This is a genomic window from Aeromonas sp. s4 (genome assembly GCF_040907855.1).
In the GTDB taxonomy this organism is placed as follows: domain Bacteria; phylum Pseudomonadota; class Gammaproteobacteria; order Enterobacterales; family Aeromonadaceae; genus Aeromonas; species Aeromonas caviae.
Map to the genome: position 1 here is coordinate 192,645 of NZ_JBFOCP010000047.1, position 25,845 is coordinate 218,489.

Annotated in this window: 26 protein-coding genes; 5 read left to right on the forward strand and 21 right to left on the reverse strand. The window is 63.7% G+C overall.

The features are described from left to right. Positions 1-20 precede the first annotated feature (20 nt). The 15 genes from AB5Y89_RS16535 to leuS all read right to left on the reverse strand — a co-directional run bounded on the left by AB5Y89_RS16535 (position 21) and on the right by leuS (position 15,294). The gene (locus tag AB5Y89_RS16535; protein WP_010673753.1) at positions 21-509 is read right to left on the reverse strand and encodes a GNAT family N-acetyltransferase; all 489 of its coding nucleotides are present in this window, start codon (positions 507-509) and stop codon (positions 21-23) included. A gap of 145 nt (positions 510-654) precedes the next feature. Beyond that, a complete protein-coding gene (lipA, locus tag AB5Y89_RS16540) occupies positions 655-1,620 on the reverse strand; it encodes a lipoyl synthase (RefSeq protein ID WP_010673754.1) in 966 nt (321 codons plus the stop codon). Between the two features lie 85 nt (positions 1,621-1,705). After that, on the reverse strand, positions 1,706-2,398 hold the full coding sequence (gene lipB / locus AB5Y89_RS16545; RefSeq protein WP_010673755.1) for a lipoyl(octanoyl) transferase LipB: 693 nt from the start codon (positions 2,396-2,398) through the stop codon (positions 1,706-1,708). A gap of 93 nt (positions 2,399-2,491) precedes the next feature. Next, positions 2,492-2,755: a DUF493 family protein YbeD gene (gene ybeD / locus AB5Y89_RS16550; protein WP_010673756.1), complete on the reverse strand. Its 264-nt coding sequence runs from the start codon at positions 2,753-2,755 to the stop codon at positions 2,492-2,494. A gap of 279 nt (positions 2,756-3,034) precedes the next feature. Beyond that, complete coding sequence (locus AB5Y89_RS16555; protein ID WP_039041110.1) at positions 3,035-4,264, reverse strand: D-alanyl-D-alanine carboxypeptidase family protein; 1,230 nt, start codon at positions 4,262-4,264, stop codon at positions 3,035-3,037. 165 nt (positions 4,265-4,429) lie between these two features. Further along, the gene (locus tag AB5Y89_RS16560) at positions 4,430-5,353 is read right to left on the reverse strand and encodes a septal ring lytic transglycosylase RlpA family protein (protein ID WP_201887863.1); all 924 of its coding nucleotides are present in this window, start codon (positions 5,351-5,353) and stop codon (positions 4,430-4,432) included. Continuing rightward, positions 5,295-6,293 (reverse strand): lytic murein transglycosylase B, encoded by a 999-nt coding sequence (mltB, locus tag AB5Y89_RS16565; RefSeq protein WP_368224180.1) that lies wholly within the window; start codon positions 6,291-6,293, stop codon positions 5,295-5,297. The genes AB5Y89_RS16560 and mltB overlap by 59 nt, the downstream gene beginning before the upstream one ends. Next, positions 6,293-7,396 carry a rod shape-determining protein RodA gene (gene rodA / locus AB5Y89_RS16570; RefSeq protein WP_010673760.1) on the reverse strand — a complete coding sequence of 368 codons (1,104 nt, stop codon included), beginning with the start codon at positions 7,394-7,396 and terminating at the stop codon, positions 6,293-6,295. The genes mltB and rodA overlap by 1 nt, the downstream gene beginning before the upstream one ends. Further along, positions 7,393-9,306, reverse strand: a complete 1,914-nt coding sequence (mrdA, locus tag AB5Y89_RS16575; RefSeq protein WP_010673761.1) for a penicillin-binding protein 2 — start codon at positions 9,304-9,306, stop codon at positions 7,393-7,395. The genes rodA and mrdA overlap by 4 nt, the downstream gene beginning before the upstream one ends. 64 nt (positions 9,307-9,370) lie before the next feature. After that, positions 9,371-9,838, reverse strand: coding sequence for a 23S rRNA (pseudouridine(1915)-N(3))-methyltransferase RlmH (gene rlmH / locus AB5Y89_RS16580; protein WP_261999826.1), 468 nt, complete (start codon positions 9,836-9,838; stop codon positions 9,371-9,373). Positions 9,839-9,859: 21 nt separating this feature from the next. Beyond that, positions 9,860-10,201 carry a ribosome silencing factor gene (gene rsfS, locus AB5Y89_RS16585; RefSeq protein WP_010673762.1) on the reverse strand — a complete coding sequence of 114 codons (342 nt, stop codon included), beginning with the start codon at positions 10,199-10,201 and terminating at the stop codon, positions 9,860-9,862. 212 nt (positions 10,202-10,413) lie between these two features. Further along, on the reverse strand, positions 10,414-11,067 hold the full coding sequence (gene nadD, locus AB5Y89_RS16590; protein ID WP_151027999.1) for a nicotinate-nucleotide adenylyltransferase: 654 nt from the start codon (positions 11,065-11,067) through the stop codon (positions 10,414-10,416). Beyond that, on the reverse strand, positions 11,061-12,095 hold the full coding sequence (gene holA / locus AB5Y89_RS16595; protein WP_368224181.1) for a DNA polymerase III subunit delta: 1,035 nt from the start codon (positions 12,093-12,095) through the stop codon (positions 11,061-11,063). Before holA ends, nadD begins: the two co-directional genes overlap by 7 nt. A 27-nt stretch (positions 12,096-12,122) precedes the next feature. Then, complete coding sequence (lptE, locus tag AB5Y89_RS16600; RefSeq protein WP_043153202.1) at positions 12,123-12,605, reverse strand: LPS assembly lipoprotein LptE; 483 nt, start codon at positions 12,603-12,605, stop codon at positions 12,123-12,125. 112 nt (positions 12,606-12,717) lie between these two features. Beyond that, on the reverse strand, positions 12,718-15,294 hold the full coding sequence (leuS, locus tag AB5Y89_RS16605; protein ID WP_368224182.1) for a leucine--tRNA ligase: 2,577 nt from the start codon (positions 15,292-15,294) through the stop codon (positions 12,718-12,720). A gap of 251 nt (positions 15,295-15,545) precedes the next feature. Here leuS and AB5Y89_RS16610 point away from each other — a divergent pair, with 251 nt between their 5' ends. Beyond that, entirely contained in the window at positions 15,546-16,034 is a 489-nt protein-coding gene (locus AB5Y89_RS16610; protein ID WP_041215952.1) for a zinc ribbon-containing protein, read from the forward strand. A gap of 85 nt (positions 16,035-16,119) precedes the next feature. Here the strand turns inward: AB5Y89_RS16610 and lnt are convergent, their stop codons facing one another. The 5 genes from lnt to miaB form a co-directional block, all read right to left on the reverse strand. Further along, complete coding sequence (gene lnt, locus AB5Y89_RS16615) at positions 16,120-17,649, reverse strand: apolipoprotein N-acyltransferase (protein WP_160837071.1); 1,530 nt, start codon at positions 17,647-17,649, stop codon at positions 16,120-16,122. Positions 17,650-17,829: 180 nt separating this feature from the next. Continuing rightward, complete coding sequence (gene corC / locus AB5Y89_RS16620; protein ID WP_010673769.1) at positions 17,830-18,711, reverse strand: CNNM family magnesium/cobalt transport protein CorC; 882 nt, start codon at positions 18,709-18,711, stop codon at positions 17,830-17,832. Positions 18,712-18,806: 95 nt separating this feature from the next. Next, the gene (ybeY, locus tag AB5Y89_RS16625) at positions 18,807-19,271 is read right to left on the reverse strand and encodes an rRNA maturation RNase YbeY (RefSeq protein ID WP_042865109.1); all 465 of its coding nucleotides are present in this window, start codon (positions 19,269-19,271) and stop codon (positions 18,807-18,809) included. Continuing rightward, complete coding sequence (locus AB5Y89_RS16630) at positions 19,268-20,326, reverse strand: PhoH family protein (protein ID WP_042865110.1); 1,059 nt, start codon at positions 20,324-20,326, stop codon at positions 19,268-19,270. The genes ybeY and AB5Y89_RS16630 overlap by 4 nt, the downstream gene beginning before the upstream one ends. Before the next feature lie 50 nt (positions 20,327-20,376). Continuing rightward, positions 20,377-21,810 carry a tRNA (N6-isopentenyl adenosine(37)-C2)-methylthiotransferase MiaB gene (gene miaB, locus AB5Y89_RS16635; RefSeq protein ID WP_010673772.1) on the reverse strand — a complete coding sequence of 478 codons (1,434 nt, stop codon included), beginning with the start codon at positions 21,808-21,810 and terminating at the stop codon, positions 20,377-20,379. A 224-nt stretch (positions 21,811-22,034) separates the two neighbouring features. Between miaB and AB5Y89_RS16640 the strand changes: the two genes are divergently transcribed. Next, on the forward strand, positions 22,035-23,198 hold the full coding sequence (locus tag AB5Y89_RS16640) for an FAD-dependent monooxygenase (protein ID WP_223931916.1): 1,164 nt from the start codon (positions 22,035-22,037) through the stop codon (positions 23,196-23,198). Positions 23,199-23,338: 140 nt separating this feature from the next. After that, a complete protein-coding gene (locus AB5Y89_RS16645; protein WP_368224183.1) occupies positions 23,339-23,914 on the forward strand; it encodes a cysteine hydrolase family protein in 576 nt (191 codons plus the stop codon). A gap of 36 nt (positions 23,915-23,950) precedes the next feature. Here the strand turns inward: AB5Y89_RS16645 and AB5Y89_RS16650 are convergent, their stop codons facing one another. Continuing rightward, positions 23,951-24,832: a LysR family transcriptional regulator gene (locus AB5Y89_RS16650; RefSeq protein ID WP_039041099.1), complete on the reverse strand. Its 882-nt coding sequence runs from the start codon at positions 24,830-24,832 to the stop codon at positions 23,951-23,953. A 114-nt stretch (positions 24,833-24,946) separates the two neighbouring features. Here AB5Y89_RS16650 and AB5Y89_RS16655 point away from each other — a divergent pair, with 114 nt between their 5' ends. Then, positions 24,947-25,171: a hypothetical protein gene (locus AB5Y89_RS16655; RefSeq protein ID WP_010673776.1), complete on the forward strand. Its 225-nt coding sequence runs from the start codon at positions 24,947-24,949 to the stop codon at positions 25,169-25,171. After that, entirely contained in the window at positions 25,168-25,839 is a 672-nt protein-coding gene (locus tag AB5Y89_RS16660; RefSeq protein ID WP_270806838.1) for an HAD-IA family hydrolase, read from the forward strand. Before AB5Y89_RS16655 ends, AB5Y89_RS16660 begins: the two co-directional genes overlap by 4 nt. Positions 25,840-25,845: the final 6 nt, after the last annotated feature.

A 25,845-nucleotide genomic window follows, 5' to 3' on the forward strand; every position in this document is an offset into this window, starting at 1 on the left:
TGGTGGCCCAATGAAGGTGCTCAATCCAGACGCTTTGCCATGTTGTAGCCGGTGATGGTGAAGCCCAGCGCCTGATAGAGCGCCAGTGCCCTCGGGTTGTCATGGGCCACCCTCAGCTTGATCTGGTGGATGCCTAGGGGGGCGAGCTGCGCTTCCAGGGCGGCCATGGCTGCCTTGCCGAGGCCGCGACCACGATGGGGCGGTGTCACATAGAAGTCGTAGATGAAGGTGGTGCCGGCGGCGCCGTCGATGGCGTGCCAGAGATAGCCCAGAGGCTCGCCCGGCGCGTTCGAGGCTTCAGGTACCATGGCGAGCAGGTGATGACCCGGGGTGGCGACACCCAGTGGCAGGAGCTGCTGCAACGAGGCGTCGGCCTGACGGTGGGCGTCAGGCAGCGCCATCCCGTGGTTGCTGGCAAGATCCTGGGCGTAATCCTCGATGAAGTAGTCGCGATAGGCGGGAAAGTCTGCGTCACGCAGGGGGATCAGGCGAACGGTGAGAGTCGGCATCCGGCACAGCACTCCAGAGAAGGGGAGTGGCCACGGTACGCCAGAACGGCATCAATCACAAAGGGACAACCGCTGCCTGCGAGGTGACGGCGATAAAAAAAGAGCGCCCAGGGGCGCTCTTTTTTCTGCCAGCAGGAAAAGAGGCTTATTTGACCTCTTCCCCCTTGGCTTGCAGGTCTGCGTGGTAGGAGGAACGCACGAAGGGACCGCAGGCGGCGTGGCTGAAGCCGAGATCCATGGCCACATCCTTGAGTTCGTCGAACTCTGCGGGCGGCACATAACGCTTCACCGGCAGGTGGTGGCGGCTCGGCTGCAGATACTGGCCCAGGGTCAGCATGTTGACGCCGTGCTCGCGCAAGTCCTTGAGTACCTGCACGATCTCTTCGTTGGTTTCGCCTAGACCCATCATGACGCCGGACTTGGTCGGCACATGGGGGTGCATCTCCTTGATGCGGCGCAGCAGCTCCAGCGACCACTTGTAGTCGGCACCCGGCCGGGCGACCCGGTACATGCGCGGGGCGGTTTCCAGGTTGTGGTTGAACACGTCAGGCGGGGTCTCGCGGAACACTTCCAGCGCCTGCTCCATCCGGCCGCGGAAGTCCGGGGTCAGGATCTCGATGCGGGTCTGCGGGCTGTGCTCGCGGATCTGTTTGATGCAGTCGGCGAAGTGCTGGGCACCGCCGTCCCGCAGATCGTCGCGGTCCACCGAGGTGATCACCACGTATTTGAGCCCCATCTCCTTGATGGTCAGCGCCAGCTTCTTCGGCTCCTCCGGATCCAGCGGCAACGGACGGCCGTGGGCCACGTCGCAGAAGGGGCAGCGGCGGGTACAGATGGCGCCCATGATCATGAAGGTCGCGGTGCCGTGGTTGAAGCACTCCGCCAGGTTGGGGCAGGAAGCCTCTTCACACACAGAGTGCAGCTTGTTTTTGCGCAGGGTGCTCTTGATGTGCTCGATCTTCTGGCTCGACGGCGGCAGCTTGATCCGCATCCACTCCGGCTTGCGCAGCACTTCCTCGTTGGGATCCGGCATGAATTTCACCGGGATCAGGGCCATCTTGTCGCCATCGCGCAGCTTGACGCCCGGCTCCATACGAACGGGTTTGCTCATGATTCACTCTCGGTGTTTGTTATTGTCTGGTTGATAGCCACCAGGGTCATCTCTGTGCCCTCATGGCCAGGCAGCATGGGCTTGCTCATGCCGCCTCTTCGGTATTCGTGATCTCTTGGTAGCCAATCAGGCGGGCCAGCTCCGTCACCAGCAGGGACTGTGCCTCGGCGACGCTCTGCGGGCCGCCCAGGGCGCTGGTCTGGGTCATGGCCATGCCCGCATAGCCGCACGGATTGATGCGTAGGAAGGGGGTCATGTCCATGTTGACGTTGAGAGCCAACCCGTGGAACGAGCACCCCTTGCGAATGCGCAAGCCCAGGGACGCCAGCTTGGCCTCCATGCCCAGATCGCTCTTCACGTAGACGCCCGGGGCATCGGCCTTGGCGTAGGCCTCGATATTGCTTTTGGCGAGCGTGTTGATGATGGCGGTTTCGAGGCAGGTCACCAGCTCCCGTACAGAGAGCTTGCTGCGGCGCACATCCACCAGCACGTAGAGCACCAGCTGGCCCGGGCCGTGATAGGTCACCTGGCCGCCGCGATCACTCTGCACCACCGGGATGTTGCCGGGGGCGAGCAGGTGTTCGGCCTTGCCGGCCTGACCCTGGGTGTAGACGGGGTCATGCTCCACCACCCAGAACTCGTCCGGGGTGTCGGGGGTGCGATTGTCGGTGAACGCCTTCATGGCGTCCCACACCGGCTGGTAGGGGCGACGGCCCAGCTGTCTGACGAGCAGTTGGCCGGCTGACGGTTGTGGCTCGGCGGGCGTTTCGAGTGACATCTTTCCTCACTGGCGGCGCGGTGTCGGTACGGTCGCCGCTGCGACCGGGCGGCAAATAATCAGTCGCCCCGGTGGCGGGGCGAGAGAGGCAACTTACAGGACGTAACGAACCAGCTCGATCTTGCCAAGGGCGGTATACATGGCCTCGATGTGTTCCTTGCTCTGGGCGGTGACCGTCACCCGTACCGAGTGATAGTTGCCCTTGGAGCTAGGTTGAACGGTCGGGCTGTAGGTGCCGGGAGCATGTTGCTGCAGCACTTCCACCACCATGTCGGGCAGGGCGGGATCGGCCACGCCAAGCACCTTGAACGGGAACTTGCAGGGGAACTCCAGCAGTTCATCAAACTTGGTATTCATCTACTTCACCTTTCTGGGTCGCCGGGACGCGACGTCATCTTTACGTCTTTGAGGGCCGCCGAAACGGTCCCCTCATCTGCCCCCAGGGGACAGTTCCCAGTCTATATGGGCATGAGCCGCCTCGGGATCAAGACCCGGCGGTGCGGCAAGACGTGGAAATGCTGCTTTTTACCACAAATCGTCAGTCGGCGGAACCTGCAGATTACAGGGTTATTGACTGGACAGACCGCAAAAGACAGCAGCGGCGCCTGTTGGCGCCGCTGCTTGAGGAAGTGTCTGTTACTTGAACCAGCTGGAGACCAGCATCACCAGGTAATCCCACAGGCGGCTCATCAGGCCACCTTCCTGCACCTCTTCCAGGGCAACCAGGGGAACCTGCTTGATCTCCTTGTCCCCTTGCTTGAGGTACACGGTACCGACGCGCTGGCCCTTGGCCAGGGGCGCCTTCAGCTCGCTTTCCAGCTGGAAGTCTGCCTTGAGGTTGTTGCCCTGGCCACGGGTGACCAGCACGGAGACGTCCTTATCGACCCCCAGCTTCACTTCAGACTTGTCGCCCATCCAGATCTTCTGGGTGACCAGTTCGGTGCCCGCCTTGTAGGGGGTCAGGCTCTGGAAGAAGCGGAAGCCGTAGGTGAGCAGCTTCTTGCTCTCGGCGGCGCGGGAAGCCTCGCTATTGGCCCCCATGACCACGGCGATCAGGCGCATGCCTTCGTTGTTGGTGGCGGAAGAGACCAGGTTGTAGCCGACCTGGCTGACGTGACCTGTCTTGATGCCGTCAACCTGCAGGGATTGGTCCCACAGCAGGCGGTTGCGGTTGTGCTGGGTGATGCCGTTGAACACGAAGGACTTCTGGGAGTAGATCTTGTACTCCTCCGGCTGATCGTGGATCAGGGCCTGACCCAGGCGGGCCATGTCGCGGGCGGTACTGTAGTGGCCCTCTTCATCCAGGCCGTGGGGGTTCTTGAACTGGGAGTCCTTCATGCCGAGCTTGGCGGCCCAGGCGTTCATCAGGCTGGCGAAGGAGTCGGTGCTGCCTGCCAGGTGCTCGGCCATGGCGACGCAGGCGTCGTTGCCGGACTGGATGATGATGCCCTTGTTGAGATCATCGACGGAGACCTGCTTGCCCACCTCGATGAACATCTTGGAGGAGTCGGAGTAGTTCTTGGACCAGGCGTTCTGGCTGATGGTCACCATGTCGGTGCCCTTGATGTTCCCCTTGTGCAACTCGTCGCCGACGATGTAGGAGGTCATCATCTTGGTCAGGCTGGCGGGGGGCAGACGCTCGTCGGCATTCTGCTCGGCCAGCACCTGTCCGGAGAAGTAGTCGATCAGGATGTGGGCCTTGGCGGAGATTTCGGGCGCGGCAGGCACCACCATGGGGGCGCTGTTCAAAGTGGGGACCGGCTGGGCACTCGGCAGGGCCGAATCCGGGGTCGGAACAGGCTGGTTGGCCTGAGCGGTGGCGCTTAACAGGGAGGCCAGAATAACGGAGCGGGCAAATTTGGACATCTTGAAATTCCTGGTGCCTGGATGGGATGTACCCAAGTTGAAAAAAAGCGGGCCCCACTATACCAGATGTGCGTGTCGGTCATAGTCCGAGATGCGACCTGGACGGGATTTTATGGGATGGTCCCCGACCTCGCGTCGTATCCCGGCGCGAGGTCGGGGCGGGTATCAGGGCACGATGAAGGCCTGCTCCAACCCACCCTGGCGGATCTGCTCGAGCAGAGGGGCCTGCTTGTCGCTGGCCACGGGTCCGAGCAGGACGCGGAAGACGGCGCCATGTGCCACCACCTGGTACGGCACGCCATAGCGCTGGGTCATCACCTTGCCCATGGCCTCGGCCCGCGCCTGCGAGCCGCTGGCGAGCACCTGGATCATCTTGCCCTGGGTCGCACCGGCCTTGGGGGGGGAGACGGTGGTGGTTGCCGTGGCGGCAGGAGCAGGCTCGGCCTTGGCCGGTGCAGTGGGGGCCGGCGTCTCGTTCACGAAGGAATTGGCTGCTGGCGCCGCTGGCTCCATGGGCGTCATCGGGGTCATGGGCACCATCTCCACCATCTGATCCGGCTGATCGGTGATGAGTTCGAGGCGCACCCGGGCCTCACCCCCTTCCACCATCTCCAGTTGCGCGGCGGCGGCGTGAGAGAGATCGATGAGGCGATCGCTGCCGAAGGGGCCGCGATCATTGACGCGTACTATGGTCTCCAGACCGTTGTCCAGATTGGTGACCCGCACGTAGCTTGGCAGGGGCAGGTTGCGGTGGGCGGCGCTGAACAGGGTGCTGTCCTGCACGTCGCCGTTGGCAGTCTTGTTGCCGTCCAGATCCCGGGAGAGCCAGCTGGCAGTGCCTTCCTCGCTGTAGTGCTTGATGTCGCGCCACACCTCAAACTTCTGCTTGCCGATCCAGTAGTCCCGGTTGCCGCTCTCGCTCATGGGTTCGGGGCGGGGAATGGCGCCGGTCGCCTGGGGGATCTCGATAACCTGGGGCTTCTCCTGGGGGACGGGCTCCGGGGGCAGCGGCTGGGGTTCGGGTTGGCTGCTACAGGCGGCCAGCAACAAGGTCAGGCTGAGGGGAAGAAGTTTGTGGCTGTAATGCATAAGCGTCCTGGATTGCTTGACTGAGTTGATGCACCGCCATCGCATAGAGAGGGCTGCGATTGTAGCGGGTGATCACGTAAAAATTGTGGCGCGCGACCCAGTATTCCGGTCCTTCGGCCTGCTCCATCGCCAGCAGTTTTACCGGCGTCTCGGGTGACGGCGGCGTGGCGACTTCAATGCCCGCAGCGGCCAGCTCTGCCCAGTGGTGTCTTAGCTCGGGCTCGGGTGCAAGCAGGGTACCTACTGGCGCCAATCCGATCAAGGCGGGCTCCACCACCGGCTCGCCCCAGCGCCAGTGGTGCAGGGCGAAGTAGTTGGCCACGCTGCCGATGGCATCTGCCGGGTTGGCGAAGAGATCCCGCTTGCCGTCTCCGTCGAAGTCGACCGCGTAGTGGCGGTAGCTGGAGGGCATGAACTGGCCCATGCCCATGGCGCCGGCATAGGAGCCCTTGAGGGTGGTGAGCGGCCACTTCTCTTCCCGGGCAAGCAGCACCAGCTGGGCAAACTCCTTGGCGAAGAAATCCGCCCGTTCGGGATAGTGGAATCCCAGGGTGTAGAGGCTGTCGAGCACCGGATGGCGGCCCATCTGTCGACCGTAAAAGGTCTCGATGCCGATGATGGCGACGATGAGGGAGGCGGGGACCTGGTAGGTCTGCTCGGCCCGTGCCAGGGTGGCGGCATGGCGCTGCCAGAATCCCACTCCGTCCCGGATGCGCTCCGGGGTGACGAACAGCGGCCTGTAGCGGTGCCAGGGCTTGGCCTCCCAGGGGCGGCGGATGGTGTCTAGCACCTCCTGGCGCAGGCTGGCCTGGGCGGCGGCGGCCTGCAATTCTGCCAGCGGCACCTGCTGCTGCTCGGCCAGCAGGCTGAGCCGGGCTGGCGAGACGGCAGCACCCGCCGTCAGGGTGCACAGAGATAGAGCCAGCCAGCCGAGCCGCATCAGGCGAGCAGCCGCCTGTGGGTCTGGATGGACATCAGAACGCCGAAGCCCGCCATCAGGGTCACCATGGAGGTGCCGCCGTAGCTCACCAGTGGCAGGGGAACCCCTACCACCGGCAGGATGCCGCTTACCATGCCCATGTTGACGAACACATAGACGAAGAAGGTCAGGGTCAGGGCGCCCCCCAGCAGGCGTTCGAAGCTGTTCTGGGCCTGCATGGAGATAAACAGGCAGCGGCTGATGATGTAGAGGTAGATGACCAGCAAGAGGGCCACGCCCACCAGACCGAACTCCTCGCTGAATACGGCGAAGATGAAGTCGGTGTGGCGCTCTGGCAGGAATTCGAGCTGTGACTGGGTGCCTTGCAGCCACCCCTTGCCGAATACGCCGCCGGAGCCGATCGCAATCTTGGACTGGATGATGTGATAGCCGCGACCGAGCGGGTCCTTCTCCGGGTCCAGCAGCATCAGCACCCGCTGGCGCTGGTAGTCGTGCATCAGGAAGAACCAGAGCACCGGCATGAAGGCGCAGATGAGCAAGACCGCGAGCCCGATGAGCCACCAGCTGATCCCCGCCAGGAAGATGACGAAGAAGCCGGAAGCGGCCACCAGGATGGAGGTGCCGAGATCGGGTTGGGCCGCGATCAGCAGGGTGGGCAGCAGCACCATCACCAGGGCGATCATCACATGGCTGAACTTTGGCGGCAGGGAGTGCCGGCTGAGCCAGGCGGCCACCATGATGGGCATGGAGAGTTTCATCACCTCGGAGGGCTGGAACTTCATGAAGCCGAGATCGAGCCAGCGCTGGGCCCCCTTGCCGATATGGCCGAACACGTCCACCGCGATGAGCAGCAGCACCACCACCGCAAACAGGGGCACCGACCAGCGGGCATAGAGGGAGGGCGGCAGCTGGGCCATGCCGATCATCAGACCGAAGGCCAGGGCGCCGCGCACCAGCTGGCGCACGATGGAGTCGAGATCCTGGCCCGAGGCGGAGTAGAGCACCACCATGGAGAGGGCCATCAGGGTCAGCAGGCCGAGCAGCAGCGGCAGGTCGATGTGCAGCTTGTACCAGATGCTCTGCTGGCGGGCAGAATTACTCATTGGGAAACGACCTCACTCGGTTGGGACGGCTTTTCCGGTGCCGGTGGCAACTGGGGTTCCGGCGGGAGCAGATAGGCATCCAGCATGTGGCGGGCGACCGGTGCCGCCATGGCGCTGCCGCCCCCGGCGTTCTCCAGCACCAGGGCGACGACCGCCTTGGGTGCCTCGAAGGGGGCGAAGGCGACGAACAGGGCGTTGTCGCGGTGCTCCACCTTGGTGGTGGCCGCGTTGTAGACCTGGTTCTCCTTGAGGCCCACCACCTGGGCGGTGCCGGACTTGCCCGCCGCCTTGTAGGGGGTATTGGCGAAGGCGCGGCGCCCCGTCCCTTCGTGGCCGTTGATGACGCGCCACATGCCGTCCTTGGCCACCTGCCAGTAGGTATCGCTCTTGGCGGCGATGGCCACGTTCGGGTTGATGGGGGCGTTGACCACGCCATCAGAGGAGGCGGTGCTCTTGAGCAGGTGCGGCGTCACGTCGTGACCGTTCTGGGTCAGGATGCTGATGGCCTTGGCGAGCTGGATCGGGGTGGCGCTCCAGTAGCCCTGGCCGATGCCGATGGAGATGGTGTCCCCCTGGTACCAGGGTTGACGCCAGCGGGCCATCTTCCAGTCCCGGGAGGGCATGACGCCCCGGGTCTCTTCATAGAGGTCCACGCCGCTGTACTGGCCGAAGCCGAACTTGGTCATGTAGCTGTTGATCTTGTCGATGCCGACCCGGTAGGCGAGATCGTAGAAATAGGTATCCGCCGAGACCTCGATGGCGCGATAGACGTCGAGCCAGCCGTGGCCCCAGCGGCGCCAGTCCCGGAACTTCTTGGTGGTGCCCGGGATGGAGAAGCTGGGCCCGCCGAAGTAGCGGTAATTGGGGGTGATCGCCCCCTCGTTGAGCCCCATCACCGCCATCATGGGCTTGACGGTGGAGGCGGGGGCATAGATGCCCTGGGTGGTTCGGTTCACCAGCGGCCGGGCGGGATCGTTGAGCAGCGCCGAGTAGTTGGCGCTGGAGATGCCGGTCACGAACAGGTTGGGGTCGTAGCTCGGGCTCGACTCCATGGCCAGGATGGCGCCGGTGTTGGGCTCCATCATCACGATGGCGCCCCGGCGGCCGGCCAGCAGCTCCTGGGCTTTCAACTGCAGGCGGATGTCGATGTTGAGGTAGATGTCCTTGCCGGGCTCGGGGGGCTGGAATTTCAGGGTGCGCACCACCCGGCCGCGGTTGTTCACCTCGACCTCCTGATAACCCGCCACGCCGTGCAGCTGATCCTCGTAGTACTTCTCTACCCCCTGTTTGCCGATGTCCTTGGTGGCGGCATAGTTGGCGAGCTTCTCCTCCTTCTCGAGGCGCTCCACGTCACGGGTGTTGATCTTGGCCACGTAGCCCAGAGCATGGGTGAGGGTGTCGCCGAACGGGTAGTAGCGCTTGAGGTAGGCCTCGATGCTGGCCCCCGGGTAGTTATGCTGGTTGACCGAGAAGAGTGCGACCTGGTATTCGGTCAGCTTCTCGAACAGGGGCACGGGCTTGAAGCGGCGCTGACGCTTGACCTCGGCCAGGAACTTCTCCTTGGTCCCCTCCGGCAGGGCCAGCAGGGTGATGAGGTCGTCTGCGGTCTTCTCCAGGTTCTCGGTCTCTTCGGGCACGATCTCCAGGCTGTAGACCGGGCGGTTTTCCGCCAGCAGGACACCGTTGGCGTCGTAGATGAGACCACGGGGCGGCGCCACCGGCACCACACGGATGCGGTTGTCGTTGGATCGGGTCTGATAGGTTTCGTAAGACTCTACTTGCAGATAGTAGAGGTTAGCCAGCAGCACCAGCATGAGGGTGACCATGCCGATGTAGGCGACCAGGGTGCGCCGGAAGAACAGACGTCCCTCGGCACTGTGATCGCGCATTTCAATGCGATTCTTCAGCATGCCGTTACCTTGTGGCTGACGTGCGGGTGAGAGAGGAGAAATGCATGCTCAGGGTCGGCATGGGTCACTCTCTGTGATAAGGGTGATTGGTGGTGATGCTCCAGGCGCGGTAGAGGCTCTCGGACACCAGTACCCGCACCAGGGGATGGGGCAGGGTCAGGGGCGAGAGCGACCAGCTCTGTTCCGCGGCAGCCTTGCACTCGGGGGAGAGCCCCTCCGGGCCACCCACCAGCAGCGCCACGTCCCGGCCATCCAGCTTCCAGGCTTCCAGTTGCACGGCGAGCTGCTCCGTGGTCCAGGGCTTGCCCGGAATGTCCAGGGTCACGATGCGGGAGCGGCCGGCGGCGGCCAGCATGGCTTCCCCTTCCTTTTGCAGGATGCGGGGAATGTCGGCATTCTTGCCGCGCTTGCCTGCGCCGATCTCGACCAGCTCGAACGGCATGTCTTTGGGGAAGCGGCGACGGTACTCTTCGAAGCCATGCTCTACCCAGGCAGGCATCTTGGTGCCCACGGCAATCAACTGGATCTTCATCTTTGGTTACGCTGTCGCCCTTTATTGCGAATTGACCTGGGCGGCGCCGCTCCAGAGTTTTTCCAGCTGGTAGAAGTCGCGGTACTCATCCTGCATCACGTGCACGATGACCGACCCCATGTCCACCAGCACCCACTCACCGGTGAGTTCCCCCTCCACGCTCAGCAGGTCGAGCCCAGCATGACGGGCCTCGCTGGCGAGGTTGTGGGCGATGGCACTGACGTGACGATTGGAGTTGCCGGAGCAGATGATCATGGTGTCCGTGATGCTGGATTTGCCGCGCACATCGAGGGTGATGATGTCGCGGCCTTTCATGTCATCGATCTTGTCGACGATAAAGGCGAGCAATTCTTGGCCTTGCAATGTCTTCTCCTATCTTCCGGCGCCAGAGGGCGGCGGATTATATCATGGTCACTCCCGTTTCCCAGCCTGGCAAAGGGAGCATCGCCCGGGGAGCCGTCCCGTGGGGGAGGGGCCCCTTGACGATCACTATAGTGTGCAACCCGGCCTGGCAATAGTCAGGGCCGGGCCCGGTGCGCCCGGACGTGTCGGCTGACCCGCCTGCGTGGCGCCGTTTACTGCGTTGCCGATGAGCGGTAGAGCCCGTGGCGCCGGATATAGTCGGCGACCGGGTTGGGCAGCAGGTATTTGGGATCCTGGCCTGCCGCGAGCAGGGCACGCAGCCGTGTGGCCGACAGCTCGACGGGCAGGTTGTCACAAAGCCAGACATGACCGTGGCGCTGGCGATGGAGATCCTGAATATCCCGGGTCTGATGGCGGGCCAGCAGCTCGGCCACCTGGACGGAATAATCCGGTTGCCAGCCTGGGCGGCAGCTCACCACCAGATGGGCGTAATCGAGCAACTCCTGCCAGCGGTGCCAGCCCGGCAGGCCGAGCAGGGAATCCATCCCCATCAAAAAGCAGAGCGGGGTGTCCGGCAGCTCGCTCCTCAACTCGACAAGGGTGTCGATAGTCCAGGAGGGGGTGTCGCGCCTGAGCTCCCGCTCATCCACCACGAAGCCCGGGTTGTCCGCCGCAGCCAGCGCGACCATGGCGAGCCGCTGCTCGCTCGAGCAGAGCGGATTGGCCCGGTGGGGCGGGATATGGTTCGGGAGCAGGCGCACCTCGGCCAGACCCAGGGCATCCCGTGCCTCGATGGCGGGCCTCAGGTGACCGATGTGAATGGGATCGAAGGTGCCGCCGAGGATCCCGATGGGCGGTGTCAGCATGATTCCGTCTCCAGCAGGGGGAGCGGGGTACCGTCACGAAAGCAGAGGGCGATGGTTTGCAGCATCAGCCAGGCCTGCTCGGTGTCGAAATGGCGCTGGGCATGGTCCAGCTGGGCCATCAGTTGCCAGAGCTGCCGGATCTTGGGGAAGGGAAGCCGGGTCAGCGCCTGCTGGATGAGCTGCTGGCGGCTCTGCCAGATGCGCAGGCGGCTGAAATGCTCCACCAGGGGCTGTCCGGCGCGGGCGGCCAGCGCCAGCTCGGTGAGCTGCTCCAGCTCGCGGCACAGGGTCCAGGCCAGCATGCCGGGTTCGGTGCCCTCGGCGCGCAGGGCCAGCAGGATGCGCTGGGCCCGGTTCACCTTTCCTTCCAGCAGGGTATCGACGAGCTGGAAGGGAGTGAAGTGGGCGTGGCGGATGATGGTCTCCTGCAGATAGGCGACGCTGATGGGCTGGGGCGGCGAGAGCAGGGTCAGCTTCTCGATCTCCTGGCTCGCGGCCAGCAGGTTGCCCTCGTAGGCGTGGCACATGAAATTGACCGCATCCGGCAGTGCCTTGAGGCCGAAGCGCTGAAAGCGGGCGCTCATCCAGCGCGGGAAGAAACGGGGCTCGGGGTGGTTGACCGGCACATAGGTGCCGTTCTGGCTCAGCTTGTCGAACCAGGCTGCCTTCATCTGGGTCTGGTTTAGGCGATTACCACTCAGGACCAGCAGCAGGTCGGGGTGGAGCTGCTTGCCAATGTCGCTGATGCGGGCGGCGAGATCCTTGTCGATCTTGGCGGGCAGCTCCAGCTCGATGATCTGGCGGGCCGAGAACAGGCTCATGGCCTGGCAGGCATCGTAGACCTGGTTCCAGTCCAGCCCCTGTTCCACCACGAAGCTGTGGCGTTCATCAAAGCCCTGTTTGCGTGCCACCTGACGCACGGCGTCGATGGCTTCCAGCTTGAGCAGGGGCTCGTCCCCAAAAATGAGATAGCAGGGCTTGAGCCCTGCCTTGAGATGGTCCGCAAACTGCTCGGGATAGACTCTCATCAACACCCTCTCATCAAGATACGCGCATCAGAACTTGACCTGACTGAGCTGGCGAATAACCAGGTTGGCGGCCTGCTCCTGCATCTCCTTGCCCAGCTGCTCCTGCTCGCGGGAGGAGGCGAGTGCCGCATCCGGCTTGTTCAGGAAGCTGCGGTTGAAGGTGATGGGGAAGACCTGGGTCGGTTTGCCCGGCATGACCACGGTGAACTGGGTGCTGTAACTGAGCAGGTATTCGCGGTCCTGGCCGATGGAGTCGACGGAGGCGACCTGGCTGCGGCTACGTACCCCGGCCAGGGTCAGCACCGGGATGCCCTCCTTGTCGGCGAGTTCGACGCCAGCGGCCTTGAGACGGGTGGTGACCAGTCGGTAGAAGTCGCTCTTGTTGTCACCGACCACTTTCATGGTCATCAGCTCTGGGGGAATGGCGGTGCCCCGCATCTGAAAACCGCAGGCCTGCAGCAGCAGTCCTGCCAGCACGATGGCCATCCAGCGCGTGAAGATGGTGCCCATAAAAAATCCTCTTTGCATGAAGGGAAGAGCGGCGGGCGCAGGGCCCGCCGTCATCATCCGTGTGTCGTCAGCCCCTGGCCCGGACCGTCGGCCGCCGCCAGGGGAGGCGTCATCAGTTGGCCACGATGTTGAGCAGCTTGCCCGGCACGTACACGACTTTGCGCACGGTCAGACCGTCAGTGAACTTCTGTACGGACGCATCGGCCATGGCCAGCTTCTCGACGTCGGCCTGGCTTATCTCGGCCGGTACGGTCAGTTTGCCGCGCATCTTGCCGTTGATCTGTACCACCACCAGCTTCTCGGTCTCGACCATGGCCGCTTCGTCAGCCACCGGCCAGGCCGCGACATCGATGTCCCCTTCCTTGCCCAGCATCTTCCACAGCTCGAAGCCGATGTGCGGGGTGATGGGGTAGAGCATGACCACGACCGCTTCCAGCGCTTCCTGCATCAGGGCGCGATCCTGAGCGTCGCTGCCCAGTTTTGCCAGGTTGTTCATCAGCTCCATGATGGCTGCGATGGCGGTGTTGAAGGTCTGACGGCGACCCACGTCGTCGCTCACCTTGGCGATGGTCTTGTGCAGCTCGCGGCGCACGGCTTTCTGGTCGCTGGTGAGGGCTGCGACGTCCAGTGCGGCAACGGCGCCACCGGATACGTGCTCGAAGGTGATGCGCCACAGGCGACGCAGGAAGCGCTGGGCACCTTCCACGCCGGAGTCGGACCACTCCAGGGTCATCTCGGCCGGAGAGGCGAACATCATGAACAGACGGACGGTATCGGCGCCGTAACGCTCCACCATCAGCTGCGGGTCGATGCCGTTGTTCTTGGACTTGGACATCTTGGTCATGCCGGAGTGCATCACTTCACGACCCTCAAGGTCGACAGCCTTGGTGATGCGGCCCTTGTCGTCACGTTCCACCTTGACGTCGAGGGGGCTGACCCAGACGTTGCCGCCCTTCTCATCCTTGTAGTAGAAGGCGTCGGCCAGCACCATGCCCTGGCAGAGCAGGCGCTTGAACGGCTCGTCGCTGTTCACGAGGCCCGCATCACGCAGCAGCTTGTGGAAGAAGCGGGCATAGAGCAGGTGCATACAGGCGTGCTCGATGCCGCCGATGTATTGATCCACCGGCAGCCAGTGGTTGGCAGCCGCCGGATCCAGCATGCCCTTGTCGTAGTCCGGGGAGCAGTAGCGGGCGTAGTACCAGGAGGACTCCATGAAGGTGTCGAAGGTATCGGTCTCGCGGAACGCTTCCTGGCCGTTGTAGGTGGTCTTGGCCCACTCGGGGTCGGCCTTGATGGGGCTCTGGATGCCGTCCATCACCACGTCTTCCGGCAGCAGTACCGGCAGTTGATCTTCCGGGGTCGGCACCACGGTACCGTCCGCCAGGGTCAGCATGGGGATGGGTGCGCCCCAGTAGCGCTGACGGGAGACACCCCAGTCGCGCAGACGGTAGTTGACGGTGCGCTTGCCCTTGCCGAGCCCTTCCAGCTTGTTGGCGATGGCATCGAAGGCACCCTGGAAGTCGAGACCGTCGAATTCGCCGGAGTTGAACAGCACGCCCTTCTCGGTATAAGCCGCTTCGCTCACGTCGACGTCGCCATCAACCGGCTTGATCACCGCCTTGATCTCGAGGCCGTACTTGGTGGCGAATTCGTGGTCACGCAGGTCGTGACCCGGTACTGCCATCACGGCGCCGGTGCCGTAGTTCATCAGCACGAAGTTGGCGACCCAGACCGGCACCTTGCGGCCATCCAGCGGGTGAATGGCGTAGAGGCCGGTGGCCATGCCCTTCTTCTCCATGGTGGCCAGTTCAGCTTCGGCTACCTTGGTGTTCTTGCACTCTTCGATGAAGGCGGCCAGCTCCGGATTGTTCTGGGCTGCTTGCAGCGCCAGCGGGTGACCGGCAGCGATACCGACATAGGTGACGCCCATGAAGGTGTCCGGACGGGTGGTGTAGACCTCGAGGTGCTCGGTCTGACCGTCGATATTGAAGCTGATGTTGACCCCTTCGGAGCGGCCAATCCAGTTGCGCTGCATGGTCTTGACCATTTCCGGCCAGCCTTCCAGATTGTCGATGTCGTTCAACAGCTCTTCGGCGTAGTCGGTGATCTTGATGAACCACTGGGGGATCTCTTTCTGTTCCACCGGGGTATCACAGCGCCAGCAGCAGTTGTCCACTACCTGCTCGTTGGCGAGCACCGTCATGTCGTTCGGGCACCAGTTGACGGAGGAGGTCTTCTTGTAGACCAGGCCCTTCTCGTAGAGCTTGGTGAAGAACCATTGCTCCCAGCGGTAGTAGTCCGGCTTGCAGGTGGCCAGCTCCCGATCCCAGTCATAGCCCAGACCCAGCATCTTCAGCTGGTTCTTCATGTATTCGATGTTTTCGTAGGTCCAGGGGGCCGGCGCCGTGTTGTTCTTGATGGCGGCGTTTTCTGCCGGCAGGCCGAAGGCGTCCCAACCGATGGGTTGCAGCACGTTCTTGCCATTGAGCCGTTGATAACGGGAGATCACATCACCTATGGTGTAGTTGCGAACGTGCCCCATGTGTAGACGACCAGACGGATAGGGGAACATGGAGAGGCAGTAGAACTTTTCCTTGTCTACTTTCTCCACCGCCTTGAAGGTTTTCTTGGCATCCCAGTGCTTCTGCACTGCTGGTTCTATGGATTGGGGAACGTATTGCTCTTGCATTGGTGACATCCGGATCTGTGAAATGAATAGATAAAACGGCTGGGAAATCCCGATAGAATACCCATATCCTGCGGCGGCAACAACCGCCAGCATCCGCACGGTCTCGGGCCAGGTCCGGTACCCGCGAGGATTTGCAAAGCCGCAAGAGCCGCGAGAGTCGCAACGAAGTGAGAATGGCAACCGCCGCCCGTATCCGCCGAGCCCGAGGTCAGGGTCTGGCTCGATCGGGATTCAGCAGAGGAGTGATGGCCATGGACAAACGTCGACAAGGGTATGAAGCCTTTATCGCCCAGCTCAAGAAGCAGTGGGAAGAGACGGAAGCGTTTCAGGGTGAGCGCCTCAACCGGATGATCGCCAAGGTGCAGGCCTATCTGGAGGCGGCCGGGGATCTGACCCAGGACGAGCTGGCGCTGATCGCCGAGTATGTGAAGCGGGATCTGGGCAACTATGACGAAGGGCGCAAGGATGAGCAGGTGGAGGAGTCCGCTTTCATGCTGGCGCTCAAGGACACCGCCTGGTCCTGGCTGGCGGACGTGACCGACCGCACCCAGGTGGAGTGGCAGGAGTTGGCGGACGAGCTGGAACACAAGGGGGTCTACCGGGCGGGGGACTGGGTGGGACTCGGGGTGCTGGTGTGCGATCACTGCGAGTGGCGCCATACCGTGCTGCACCCGGAGCAGCTTGGCACCTGCCCCGAGTGCGGGGCCGATGAGTATCACCGTGAGCCGCTGTCTCCTTGAGCCGCCAGACTGTGCCAAGCCATAAGCCAAACCATAAAAAGAGGCGCCCAAGGGCGCCTCTCTTGTTTATCGGCGTTGTGTGGTCTTAGCCCTTGCGTGCCCAGGGGTGGGCACGGGGGCGCAGCCACAGGGCCAGCCCCAGCAGGGCGGCGGCCAGGCCATACATGGGCCAGCTGCCAAAACGCAGATAGGGGGTCTGGCCGTGGGCGGGGCGTACCTCGGCACGCAATACTCCAGCCTCGAACTGCGGGATCTGGGCGATGATGCTGCCGTCTATCTCGGTGACGATGGTGATGCCGGTGTTGGTGTCGCGCAGCAGCGGGCGGGCCAGCTCGAGGGCGCGCATGCGGGCGATCTCCATGTGCTGCCAGGGGCCGATGCTGGTGCCGAACCAGGCGTCGTTGGAGACGGTCAGCAGAAAGTCGGTATCCGGCTGCACGTTGCGGCGCACCTCGTCCGGGAAGATGATCTCGTAACAGATGGCGGCGGCAAACTTGAGCCCCTTGGCGATCAGGTTCGGCTGCACCTCGTCACCCCGGCTGAAGGAGGACATGGGCAGGTTGAAGAAGGGGGCGATGGGACGCAGCAGATCTTCAAAGGGCACGAACTCGCCGATGGGCAGCAGGTGGTACTTGTAGTAGCGGTTCTTGTGCTCGTAGTAGTAGGACTCCTTGCCCTCAGCATCCTGTACCCCCATGCCGAGCACGGTATTGAAGAAGCGCTGCTGTTTCAGATCGTAATGGATGATCCCCGCCAGCAGGCCGGTGTCGTTCACCTTCATCGCCTTGTCCAGGCTCTCCAGATAGGTACCCATCTCCTTCTCGATGGCCGGGATGGCGGACTCCGGCCAGACGATGATGTCGGCATCCTGGTTCTCGCGGCTGAGATCCTGATACTTGCGCACCGTCGGCACCAGGGCCTCCGGATCCCACTTGAGGGACTGCTCGATGTTGCCCTGCACCAGCGCGACCTTGACCGGCTCACCCCGGGTCACCCAGTTGAGCTGCATCAGCCCCTGGGCGGCGCCCACCAGGGCGACGGGGAGCAGCAGCCAGGCCGGCTTGCGGTGCTGCCATACCAGCCAGAGGGCGGAGGCGGTGAGCAGCAGGGCGAGGGTGATGCCCTGCACCCCGAGAAGGGGAGCGAAGCCCTTGAGGGGGCCGTCTATCTGGGTGTAGCCGAACCAGAGCCAGGGGTAGCCTGTCATCACCCAGCCCCGCAGCCAGTCGGCCATCAGCCAGAGCGCCGGGAAGGCGAGCAGCCAGCGGCTCCAGTGGCGGCCGACAAAGAAGCGGGCGAAGAGCCAGCAGGCCAGGGTCGGGTAGAGGGAGAGATAGGCGCAGAGCCCGGCCAGCAGCACGAAGGCGGCCGGCAGCGGAATGCCGCCAAACTCCGTCATGCTGACGTGGATCCACCACTGCCCGGGCAGGAACAGACCCATGGCGTAGCCGAAGCCGCGCCAGGCTGCCTGTTTGGGGGTGGCCTTGTCCAGCAGGGCGTAAAGGCCGAGCAGGGAGGGGATCACCAGGGGCCAGTAGCCGAAAGGGGAGAAGGCCAGCACGGCGATGGCGCCGCTGGCAATGGCAAACAGGCTGGTCAGGAGTTTCGATTTCACGGGGGATCGGGGCTCGAATTGGACTGAATGGAAACACAATGGCCGACATCTTAACCGCAAACCGGGTCAACGGCGAGCCTCGCGGTCGGCGTGGGCCCAGGGGCGGTCGCGCGGCGGGAGAGAGGCAAAAAAAGCGCCCCTGACGAGAGGGGCGCGGGATGTGCGTGGGGCTGGGCGGGATCAGGACTCCGGCTGCGCCGCCGCATGATGCTCGGGGATCTTCACCTGCAACTGTTGCAGGCGACGGCGATCGGCGTGCATCACCTTGAACAGGTAGCCGTCGAGTTCGATCTCTTCACCCTTCTTGGGCAGGTGGCTGAAGGCGTGCATCACCAGACCGCCGACGGTATCCACCTCTTCATCGCTGAACTGAGTGCCGAAGAAGTCGTTGAAATCCTCGATCTCGGTCAGCGCGCTCACCGAGAAGACCCGCTTGCTGATGCGGCGGATCTCTTCCGGCTCGTCCTCGATGTCGTCGAACTCGTCGTCAATCTCGCCGACGATGAGCTCCAGAATGTCCTCGATGGTCACGAGGCCAGAGACACCGCCAAATTCGTCCACCACGATGGCCATGTGGTAGCGCTCTTCCCGGAACTCCTTGAGCAGGCGATCGACCCGCTTGCTCTCCGGTACGATCACCGTGGGACGCAGGATTTTCTCCAGCTGGAGCGGCTCGCTGGCATGCTGGCCGCCAAAACCGAACGGCAACAGATCCTTGGCGAGCAAGATGCCCTCCACGTGATCCTTGTCTTCGTTGATCACCGGGAAGCGGGAGTGGCCGGATTCGATGATGACCGGCAGGAACTCGTCCACCGGCTGGGACTTCTCGATGGTCACCATCTGGGAGCGGGGGATCATGATGTCACGCACGCGCAGCTCGGCAATTTCGAGCACGCCCTCGATCATGTCCTTGGTGTCCTGATCGATGAGGTCCCGCTCTTCGGCATCGGCGATGACCTCTACCAGATCATTGCGGTCTTTTGGCTCGCCCTGGAAGAGTTGGCTGAGTTTGTCGAGCCAGGTTTTCTTCGGCGAGCCGGTACTAGGGTGATCGTCGGTCATTTTCTCTCTTGGTTACTCGTATGAACACACTTGAAATCGTTGTGGCTATATGAGGATGGGCATCGGCTGTTTCAAGACGATGACCATCCGGTTCGTTACTCTTCGTCGTTCAGATAAGGATCGGCGAAGCCCAGTTCCTGCATGATGTCGCGCTCGAGCTGCTCCATCTCCTCGGCTTCCTCGTCCTCGATATGGTCATAACCTAGCAGATGCAGACTGCCATGCACAACCATGTGAGCCCAGTGGGCCATCAGGGGCTTGCCCTGTTCGACGGCTTCGGCCTCGACCACCTGGCGGCAGATCACCAGATCCCCGAGCAGGGGCAGCTCGAGACCCGGTGGCGCCTCGAAGGGGAAGGAGAGCACGTTGGTGGGCTTGTCCTTGCCGCGATAGGTATGGTTGAGCTCGCGGCTCTCCGCCTCGTCCACCAGGCGCACCGTCACCTCGGCCTCGGGCTGGAAGCCCAGAATGGTGCCGTCGAGCCAGCCCTGCAGTTGGGCCTCGCTCGGCAGGCCGTCCGGGCTGGCGCAGGCCAGTTGCAGATCCAGGGTCACGCTCATTGGGCACTCTCTTTGCTGGTGTTCTCGTTGCGGGGAGTGGCTGCGTTCTTCTCGGCCGCCTGCTGGGCATCGAATGCCTCGTAGGCCTGCACGATGCGGGCCACCACGGGATGGCGCACCACGTCCTTGGACTCGAAGAAGTTGAAGGAGAGGCCATCGACCCCCTGCAACACCTCCAGGGCGTGGCGCAGACCGGATTTGGTGCTGCGAGGCAAGTCCACCTGGGTGATGTCGCCGGTCACCACCGCCTTGGAGTTGAAGCCGATGCGGGTCAGGAACATCTTCATCTGTTCCGTGGTGGTGTTCTGGGCCTCGTCCAGGATGATAAAGGCGTCATTCAAGGTTCTGCCTCGCATGTAGGCAAGCGGCGCCACCTCGATGACGTTGCGCTCCATCAGCTTCTCCACCCGCTCGAAGCCCAGCATCTCGAACAGGGCGTCGTAGAGGGGGCGCAGGTAGGGGTCCACCTTCTGGGAAAGATCGCCGGGCAGGAAGCCGAGCTTCTCACCGGCTTCCACCGCCGGGCGGGTCAGCAGGATGCGGCGGATCTCCTGGCGCTCCAGGGCATCCACGGCGGCGGCCACGGCGAGATAGGTCTTGCCGGTCCCGGCGGGCCCGATGCCGAAGCTGATGTCGTGGCGCACGATATTGGCGATGTACTGGGCCTGGTTCGGGCTGCGGGGCTTGATGAGACCGCGCTTGGTCTTGACCGTGACCTCCTTGCCGTAGGGCAGGGAGGGGGCGGGTTCGTCGTCCTGCTCCAGCACGCGGGACTCCTGCACCGCCAGGTGCACCATCTCGGGGGTGATGTCGCTCACCTTGCTCCCCTTGAGGGGCTGGGTTTCCACATAGAGGTGCTTGAGGATGACGGCAGCCGCCTCCACCTGGGCCTGCTTGCCGATCACTTGGAAGTGGTTGTCCCGGTAGCTTATCTCGATGCCGAGACGTCGCTCCAGCTGCTTGAGGTTGTCGTCAAAGGGTCCGCACAGGCTGGCGAGGCGCTGGTTGTCGGCAGGTTCCAGATGCAGATTCAGGGTGGAGATGTGTCGGCTCAAGGTGTCCTCTTATCGGTTGTTCCCCCGCCACGGGGCGGGGGAGAGAGTCATCAATGGGGTCTGAAGGCCGCAACGCCCAGATCATCGGGCACGTTGTCAGGACGACGGGCGAGGATCTCGCTCGGGGCCGTGGCGATGCGCAGGTTCATTTCGTCCTCGCCGCGGATGAAGCGGCCGCGCAGGGAGTAGGGGCGTACGTCGGTGATCTCCACGTCGGCGAAGCCGCCGATGAGGCGGTGCGGCCCCTCGAAGTTGACCACCCGGTTGTTCTCGGTGCGGCCACTGAGCTGCATAGGATCCATCTTGGAGGGCCCCTCCACCAGGATGCGCTGCACCGAGCCCAGCATGGCGCGGCCGATGAGCATGGACTGGTGATTGATGCGGTTTTGCAGTCGGGTCAGGCGGGCCTTCTTCACTTCCATGTCGACGTCATCGGGCAGGTCCGCGGCCGGGGTGCCGGGGCGCGGGCTGTAGATGAAGCTGAAGCTCATGTCGAAGTTGATCTCCTCGATGAGTTTCATGGTGGCCTCGAAATCTTCGTCCGTCTCGTTCGGGAAGCCGACGATGAAGTCGGAGCTCATGGTGATGTCGGGACGCACGGCGCGCAGGCGGCGGATCTTGGACTTGTACTCCAGCACGGTGTGCGGGCGCTTCATCATGGTCAGGATGCGATCCGAGCCGCTCTGGATGGGCAAGTGCAGGAAGCTGACCACCTCGGGGGTATCACGATAGACCTCGATGATGTCGTCGGTGAACTCGACCGGGTGGCTGGTGGTGTAGCGAATGCGGTCGATGCCGTCGATGGCAGCCACCAGGCGCAGCAGCTCGGCGAAGGTGCAGACCTCCCCGTCGAAGGTCGGCCCCCGGTAGGCGTTGACGTTCTGGCCGAGCAGGTTCACTTCGCGCACCCCTTGCTGGGCGAGCTGGGCGATTTCATAGAGCACGTCATCCAGCGGTCGGCTCACCTCCTCGCCACGGGTGTAGGGCACCACGCAGAAGGAGCAGTACTTGGAGCAGCCTTCCATGATGGAAACGAAGGCGGTCGCCCCCTCGGCACGGGGTTCGGGCAGGTTGTCGAACTTCTCGATTTCGGGGAAGGCGATGTCCACCTGGGCACCGCGCCCCTCCTGCACCTGCTTGATCATGGTCGGCAGGCGGTGCAGGGTCTGGGGTCCGAAGACGATGTCCACATAGGGCGCCCGGCTGCGCAGGTTCTCCCCTTCCTGGGAGGCGACGCAGCCGCCCACCCCGATCACCAGCCCCGGTTTTTTCGCCTTGAGCTTCTTCCAGCGACCGAGCTGGTGGAACACCTTCTCCTGGGCCTTCTCGCGGATGGAACAGGTGTTGAGCAGCAGCACATCTGCCTCTTCCGGCTCCTCGGTAAGCGTGTAGCCATTGCTGGCATCCAGCAGGTCCGCCATCTTGGACGAGTCGTACTCGTTCATCTGGCAGCCCCAGGTCTTGATATGAAGTTTCTTGCTCATTGCTTCTCGTGACTGGTTTTGAAATCGGCAGGGTCAAAGGACCGGCCATTTTACTCCGCAATCCCGGTGCTGACCAGTCTGGGGCCGCCCATCGCCATCAGGGCCGGCTTGTCGTCGGCAATTGCGCATCCCTCTCACTGTTTCTGCCGCCTCCTTGCGTTATCATGCCCCATTCGGTTCGGCCCTTGCCCCTTATCGCGGGGACTCCTTGCAGGAATCAAGTTATGGAACAGTGTGATATCGCCATCGTCGGCGCCGGCATGGTGGGCGCCGCCACCGCCTGCCTGCTGGCGGCAGAGGGGCTCTCGGTTCGGGTCATCGAGACCCGGTTGCCCGAGCCCTATGCCCCCGAGCAGTCGCTGGATCTGCGGGTTTCCGCCATCAGTCAGGCCTCGGTGGCGCTGCTGACCCGGGCCGGTGCCTGGCAATATCTGCAGCAGATGCGGCTGTGCCCCTATCGCCGGCTGGAGACCTGGGAGCTGGACGGCTTCGCTACCCGCTTCGACGCGGTGGATCTCGGGCTGCCCCAGCTCGGCTACATCATCGAGAACCGGCTGATCCAGCTCGCGCTCCTGAAAAGGATGGAGGATTTCCCGACCATCCAGACCCATACCCCGGCGGCGGTGACGAGTCTGCGCCAGAGTGCGGATGACGCCGTGCTGACCCTGGATGACGGCACCGAGCTGCAGGCGCGCTGGGTGCTGGCCTGCGATGGTGCCGAATCCCACACCCGGCGACTGGCCGGCATCGGGGTGTCGCGTTTCGAGTACCGCCAGCACTGCATGCTGATCAACATCGACACCGATTTTGCTCAGGAAGACATCACCTGGCAGCAGTTCACCCCGAGCGGCCCGCGCGCCTTCCTGCCGCTGCCGGGCCGCCATGGCTCCCTGGTCTGGTATGACAGCCCGGCCCGCATCCGGGCGCTGGCCGCCATGAGCAACGAGGCCCTGGCCGTCGAGGTGCGCCGCCACTTCCCCAGCCGCCTTGGCGGTTTCACCGTGACGGCCAAGGGGAGCTTCCCCCTGGTGCGCCGCCACGCCAACGACTATCACGCCGGACGAGTGGTGCTGCTCGGGGATGCGGCCCACACCATCAATCCGCTGGCGGGGCAGGGGGTGAACCTCGGTTTCAAGGACGTGGCCTGCTGGGCCGGGTTGCTCGGCAAGGCGGGGGCACAGTGGCACGAGCTGGCGCTGGCCGGGCGTTACGAGAGACGACGCCGCCCTGACAACCTGCTGATGCAATCGGGGATGGATCTCTTCTACGGAGTCTTCAGCAACGAGATAGGCCCCCTCAGGCTTGCCCGCAACCTGGCGCTGAATCTGGCGGACAAGGCGGGCCCCCTCAAGGAGATGGCGCTACGCTATGCGCTTGGGCTGGTATGAGGCAGTGCGTGGCACTGCCAGGTGCCAATCGGGTGGCATATCAATCCGTGTGATGGTGCCAGCCGGTTTTTTATATGGCCGCGAGGAGTGATCCTGGCGGCGCAGGGGCAAAACGGCCTCAGGCAAGGGGGGAGTACACCATGAACAAGGCATTGCTGGTGATCGATTTCATCAACGACATCGCCCACCCGGACGGGCGCATTGCCGCCTCGGCGGCCCAGGTGCTCGAGCAGGACGCCATTGTGCACGCCAACCAGGCGCTGGCCCATGCCCGCGCTCACGGCTGGCTGGTGGTGCTCATCAAGGTGGGGTTTGACGAGGGCTATCTGCTGCAACCCAGGGGTTCCCCCATGTTTGGCCGTGCCCGGCAGTTCGGGGCCCTCTCCCTGGCGGACAGCGGCACCGACTTTCACCCGGAGCTCGATGTGCAACCCGGGGATCTGGTGCTGACCAAACCCAGGGTCAGCCCCTTCTACGGCACGGCGCTGGAGCCGGCGCTACGGGCCAATCGCATCGAGCATCTCTATGTGTGCGGCGTGAGTACCAGCTGGGCCATTCAGGGGGCGGTGCGAGATGGTCACGATCGGGACTACGCCATCACCATCCTGGAGGATGCCTGTGCGGCGGCGGATGCCGCAGAACATCAGGCTTCCCTGCGCATGCTCGGTCGCATTGCCGAGATCATCAAGGTCGCGGAGCTGGCGGCACGGGACTGAGCCCGGCCATCCTCTCCTGCAGGCATCTCATGCACCTCATGCGGGCTCGGGGTGCGTCTCTCTCACCATGGCGAGGAAGCGATCCCGAATGGGATCGGCAAATTCCGGGTTCCACACCAGGCTGATTTCCCATTCCGACCAGGGGCCGGAGAGAGGGTAGAGGGTCACCTCCTTGCCCGCGATGAACCCCACGCTGCGCGGCAGGATGGCGTTGCCGATACCGGCGGCCACCAGGGCCACCAGGGTCTGGATGTCTTCCGCCTCCTGGATGAGACCGGTCAGCCGGTTGGCGCCGAGAAAGCGGGCGATCTGCTGGCTGAGACCCGGACAGCGATGGCCCACCATCTGCAGCAAGGGATCGCGGATCAGCGCCCGCTCCAGGTCGAAGTCCGGCCCTGCCACCTGGGTGGGGACGGCCAGCACCAGCCTGTCCGTCAGCAACCTGTGTTCCCTCAGCTGCGGCGCATCAGGCCGTCGCATGAAGCCCAGTTGCAGCCGACCCGCCAGCAAGTGCTCCTGCTGGATGGCGGAGGTGGTGTCCCGCAGGTGGACCAGCACGTCGGGGGCCTGCTGTTTGAAACGGGCCACCAGGGAGGGGGCCAGTGCGAAGCTGGAGAGCCCGAACCCGATGTTGAGGCGTCCGGCGGCACCGCTTGCCAGCGCCAGGGCATGCCGCTCGAATCCCTTGCCGTGATCCACCAGAGCCCTGGCCTGGGGCAGCAACTGGAGGCCGATGGCGGTCAGCTCGGCCCCGTGGCGGCCCCGGTTGAACAGGGTGCTGCCGAGGGCCTGCTCCAGCCCCTGGATCTGCTTGGTCAGGGCCGGTTGCGTCACAAAAAGCCGGCTGGCCGCCTCCCGGTAGTTGGCACTCTCGGCCAGCATGACGAAGGCCTGCAATTGTCTCAGGTCGAATCTCATTCCATTTGGTTATCCAATGTGGCGATTTATTGATTATAAATTATCTAATCTCCTTGTTCTAATGGTCTCGAAACGGGCCTGCTTGCCCGCTGTTCAGCCACAAGGAGTCATGTCATGTCGAGCGAACGCTATCTGTTTTTGATCAAGGGGAGCCTGGTGATGGCTCAGCCGCTGGCCGCACCGGAGACCGGGGAGCTGCTGACCAGTCTGTTGCAGCAGGGGTTCGTCGTCGCCCCCTTGCCGGTGTGGGCCAGCAATGCGGAGCAGGCGCTCGCCTGTTACGAGGCCGCTGCCCAGCGGCAGGTCTTCGCCGATGCGCTGGCGGGGAGAGCCCTGTGAGCGCGGTGCGCGTGAAGGCCGCGGCCCTGCTGCTGGACATGGACGGGACCCTGGTCCACTCCACCGGCGACGTGGAAGTCGTGTGGCGGCGCTGGTGTCAGCATCATGGGCTGGATCCCGCTCCCGTGCTCGCCATGTGTCACGGCGTGCGCTCACGGGAGGTGATAGGGGCCCTGGCTCCCCAGCTGGACATGGCGGTGGAGGTGGCCCTGCTCGACGATCTGGAGATGGCATACGCTGCGGCGCCGATGCCCCTGGACGGTGCCCGGCGACGGCTCGAACAGCTGCCGTCGACGCGTTGGGCGCTGGTGACTTCCGCAAGCCGGAGAGTGGCAGAGCACCGGCTGCTGCACGCCGGATTGCCGCTGCCCCGACTCCTGGTGTGTGCCGGAGATGTGGTACGGGGCAAGCCGGATCCCGAGCCTTATTTGCTGGCTGCCAGCCGGTTGGGACTGGCTCCGGCCGATTGCCTGGTGTTCGAGGATGCACCAGCGGGCATCGCCAGCGCCCTACAGGCGGGTTGCCAGGTGGTGCAGATGGGGGGAACAAGGCGGTATGACGACAGGCTCAAGGGCTGGCTGCGGGACTGGCGCGGGATCGAGATCGAGGTGGCACCGGACGGGCTCCATCTTCATCTGCCCGCCCCGCTGCCGGCAGAGGCAGGATGATGACGA